The organism is Micromonospora sp. BL4, from assembly GCF_003667505.1.
Taxonomy (GTDB): Bacteria; Actinomycetota; Actinomycetes; order Mycobacteriales; family Micromonosporaceae; genus Micromonospora.
The window spans coordinates 1-304 of record NZ_RCVJ01000262.1 but is presented as its reverse complement, the minus strand read 5'-3'; the positions used below and the strand labels follow the sequence as shown (position 1 = coordinate 304).

The following is a 304-nucleotide window of genomic DNA, read 5'->3' as shown; positions in this document are numbered from 1 at the left end:
GGGCCGCAGTAGTAGAAGTTCGGCTGCGCCTCGTACCGCACGCCGAGCTGACGCTCACCCGACGGCTTGCGGTCGGTCTGGGTCTGGGTGGCCGGCTTGGCGTCGGACGCGGCGTAGGCGGCGGTGACGGGGCCGGCGATGGCGCCGCCGGTGAACGCGAGGCCAGCGGCGGTCAGAGCGGTCTTGCGGATCAGATCGGTACGCATGATGGCGTGCTCCTCTGCATCAGGGGTGCATACGACACACAAAGGGGGGTGCGCCGCACGTGAAAACGGGGGGAACTGACTCTTATACACATCTGACG

General features: G+C 67.4%; 1 pseudogene. It reads right to left on the bottom strand.

Annotation, left to right across the window (positions count from 1 at the left end):
- A pseudogene (locus EAD89_RS29955) lies at window positions 1-206 on the bottom strand (phytochelatin synthase); the annotation flags it as partial.
- Window positions 207-304: the final 98 nt, after the last annotated feature.